This is a genomic window from Nostoc flagelliforme FACHB-838, from assembly GCF_014698065.1.
GTDB lineage: Bacteria > Cyanobacteriota > Cyanobacteriia > Cyanobacteriales > Nostocaceae > Nostoc > Nostoc flagelliforme_B.
This window is the reverse complement of the sequence record NZ_JACJSI010000510.1, coordinates 1-3649: the sequence shown is the minus strand read 5'-3', so window position 1 is coordinate 3649 and position 3649 is coordinate 1. Positions and strand designations below refer to the sequence as shown.

3 protein-coding genes and 2 pseudogenes are annotated in these 3649 nt (G+C 43.1%); 3 read left to right on the top strand and 2 right to left on the bottom strand.

From position 1 onward, the window contains the following. A pseudogene (locus tag H6G97_RS47615) lies at positions 1-1283 on the bottom strand (IS1634 family transposase); the annotation flags it as partial. Positions 1284-1448: 165 nt separating this feature from the next. On the opposite strand from H6G97_RS47615, the gene H6G97_RS47610 reads away from it, so the two are divergent. From H6G97_RS47610 to H6G97_RS47600, 3 genes are all read left to right on the top strand, one after another. Beyond that, positions 1449-1853 carry a response regulator gene (locus H6G97_RS47610; RefSeq protein ID WP_190947318.1) on the top strand — a complete coding sequence of 135 codons (405 nt, stop codon included), beginning with the start codon at positions 1449-1451 and terminating at the stop codon, positions 1851-1853. A gap of 35 nt (positions 1854-1888) precedes the next feature. Next, a complete protein-coding gene (locus tag H6G97_RS47605; RefSeq protein ID WP_199350150.1) occupies positions 1889-3049 on the top strand; it encodes an erythromycin esterase family protein in 1161 nt (386 codons plus the stop codon). A gap of 91 nt (positions 3050-3140) precedes the next feature. Further along, complete coding sequence (locus H6G97_RS47600) at positions 3141-3305, top strand: SDR family oxidoreductase (RefSeq protein WP_422394286.1); 165 nt, start codon at positions 3141-3143, stop codon at positions 3303-3305. Positions 3306-3494: 189 nt separating this feature from the next. Here the strand turns inward: H6G97_RS47600 and H6G97_RS47595 are convergent. Continuing rightward, positions 3495-3649: pseudogene (locus H6G97_RS47595) on the bottom strand (IS701 family transposase); the annotation flags it as partial.

Here is a 3649-nt window from a genome sequence, read left to right as displayed (position 1 = left end):
AGGTGCATTAGTTACGTACAATCGCCAACCAGCCAAAGTTTCTGCTTCAACAATTGCACTATCAATTTTCTCAAATTGGAGTTGAAGCCGTGTCGAAGTAACCTGTTGTTGTAGAGTATTCTTCGAGGGTCGTCCTCGTCTTTGATGGCGAGTTTTTGTTAGTGTTTGTTCTGTAATCGTAGTTGATAAAAAATTAGTAACGCGATGGCGTTTGAGGATATTCTCAACCTTATGAGTAAGCACATCTAGCTCAGTTCCTGGTTTATTGGCTAATTTCTCCAAGGCAAGTTGAGCTTGATTGATGCGTTTGTTTTGACTATCAATCGCTCCTAAAGCAAGCTTGTGGGAATAAACTACCAAATAGCGTTCGTGCCAACGAACCCATTTATTTGTTTCTGGATTTAACCAAAACTTACCCAACTCAATCTCAAAACCTCTACCAACAGCAGTTTCGTGTTCTTCTTGTTGGGGTAAACGAATATCGATGATTTCTGTTGATGGTTGTTTTACCCATTGTTTGAGCAATTGGGGGTTTTGTCCGCTCATTGGCAAGGGAACACAGTAAAATCCTCCATTTAATGCGATGTTGGCACGAGTTGAGATCGAACCAGCCTTACAGTCAGCGATGAAGACAAAATGTTTGTGCCCAATTACTTTTCGTATCTTTTGCCAGGTGGGAAAATATAAAGGGTCATCGGCTCCATTGCCTTCAAGAGTGGCGCTGACTAACGGCATTCCCATCGGGTCGAGCGTTGCTAGTAACTGACGATATTGCAATAAGTCTGGGCGTTTATCTTTAGAGTAGCCATGACGCAATAGATTGTCTTCTAAATGACTAGTATTTTCGTGATTTACACTGAAGCTTGTTGTGTCTGTGCGTGCAATTTTTGTCGGTAATTCGTATGCTCTAATTATCTGCCTGACTAATTTAATTTCTATTTCCTGTCTAGCAAGTGATTGCTTGCCTAATTCTTCTATTACCCTTGCCAATCGGTCATCGCTGACATCTTTGTTTCCTATCGACCACCCCGTTGTCAATTCCAAAATCTTTCGATGTGTTTCTACCCATGCAACAAAGCCCATAGCCGATGGTCTGATTGAGTAATTATATACGTTAGTAATAATACACTCAACTGCCCGTAGCTCATTCCTTGGTGGTTTCCGTGCGGTTCCTTCAGTTTTTGGTCGATATGTTTGGCTATCTCTATCTGAGCAAGCCATTCAACTATTAATGGAATATCGTCTATCCGCTCGGAGCTTATTTTTACTTCTGTCTCCCTCATCAATGCACCATCACCTAACACAATTCTCTACTCACACTACCCCCAAATCCACTCTCATCAGGGAGTTGCTTCAAAAATCCTCTTAACCATTACCTCTCAAGGAATTAATTCCTTTGACTGCCTTAAAATCAGCGAACATACAGCATCAGGCTGCCTCTGCGCTCAATGCTGCCAGAAATTACACCGCCAACTTATTTAAAACCGAGCCTTTTATCAGAGACTCCAGATACATTAGATGGTAAAAATTCATCCCTTACCCTTGAAGGGTTATGCATCTTGGCTGTAGACGATCAAGCCGATAGCCGCGACTTAATCAAGTGGATGTTATCAGACTTCGGGGCTGAAGTAGTAGTTGTTACATCGGCAAGGGAAGTGATCGCCGCTCTAACTGAATCTCCTGGCAGATACGATCTGCTTCTAGCAGATATTAGGATGCCAGATGATGATGGTATCTCCCTGATCCGTCAAGTCAGAGCGCTTGAGCCGGAAGCCGGATACCAATTTTGTATGAAGTTGCATAGAATGAAAAGGCTAGAAAGTATGCTTGGCAATCATTCCAGCTTTCTATAGTTTCATGCAGCTTCACAATAATTTGGTATAAGCGGTTGATTCAAGAAAAAGGTTTTACGGCTATAGCAGTGGAGGCAGATTGGCCAGATGCCTACCGTGTTAATAGATATGTACGGGGAATTAGTGACGACCCTACACCTGCTGAAGCGATCGCAGGCTTTAAGGGTTTTCCACCTTGGATGTGGCGCAACACGGATGTGGTGAACTTTATCGGTTGGCTACGTCAGTATAATGATGCATTACCGCAGAATGGAAACAAAGTTGGCTTTTACGGGCTTGACCTTTACAGTATGTATACCTCAATAAGCGAGGTTCTTACTTACCTGGATAAAGTTGACCCAGAAGCCGCACAACGGGCACGCTGCCGATATTCTTGCTTGGAACATTTTGAAGAAGATACCAAAGCTTATGGGTATGCGGCTGCTTTTGATCTGAGCGAGTCTTGTGAGAAAGAAGTTGTTAATCAATTGATGGAATTGCAAGGCCGGATTGCAGATTATGCAGGGCGTGATGGTCAGGTTGCACAAGACGAGTTTTTCTATGTTGAACAGAACGCCCGACTGGTGAAGAATGCCGAGGAATACTACCGTTCAATGTTTCAGGGACAGGTGCTATCTTGGAACATACGTGATCGCTACATGGCAGAAACCCTAGATCACCTCGTCGCCCATTTAGATAAGCGAGGAAACCGTTCAAAGATTGTGGTTTGGGCGCATAACACGCACCTGGGTTATGTGCGAGCAACCGATATGGGAATTGCCGATAAACTCAACGTCGGGCAATTGGTACGAGATAAATATGGTGACGATGCTGTACTTGTAGGCTTTACAACTTATACGGGTACAGTTACGGCTGCTTCTGGTTGGGGTGATTTACCTGAACTTAAACAAGTTCGTCCAGCATTATCTGACAGTTACGAAGCTTTATTTCATGAAGTAGGTTTACCTCAGTTTTTGCTGAATTTACGACAAAAAAATCAAGCAGTTACAGGACTAGAAAAATCGCGATTAGAGCGGGCAATCGGTGTAATTTATACGCCAGAAACCGAGCGTCAAAGCCACTATTTCTGTGCTCGACTACCTGACCAGTTTGATGCTGTAATCCATATTGATGATACTACGGGAGTGCAACCACTTGATCGCACTCCCCCTTGGGAAACAACTGAACCACCAGAGACATTTCCCTTTGCCGTCTAAATCATAAGTTCTACTAAATGTTCAACTTGCGATCGCAAGGGTTAACGCTGTCGCGCCGAGCCCTGTGTGAACGCCATTAATCCCGGCGACGATGCCAAACGAACAGGTGACACAGTTTGGGCAGCAGTACCCAATGAAACGCCCCGCACAGCCAGCCGAACTTGCACCAGTATACGTGCTGCTAGCTTCTTCCGAAGCCAGTTACGTTTTAGGCGCGGTTATTCCCGTCACTGGCGGTCAGCCTGTCTTCCTATAAAGATGAGGAATATAAAAATAACAGGGTATCGATTCCCAAAAAATGGTCAGCAATCGTGATTCCAGGTTTGATGTCAAATTTTTGACTATCCTAAGTTGCATGAATATAGTGTTTTCTCACAAATCATTTAGGATTACTATATCCCTCTTCTGTCATTTTCCGATATAAGCAAGTAGTTCAGGAGCTTAATCATCCAGAAGCATAACAGGGTTTAAATTGATTCATGGCAGTAATTAAATGATTGAATCCCAGGAATAAATGTGAATTAGGGAAAATACTTAACCAGGGATAAATCAACCAAAATAGTAAAAGTGGTTGGATAATGAGACGCAGATTATTTAAAG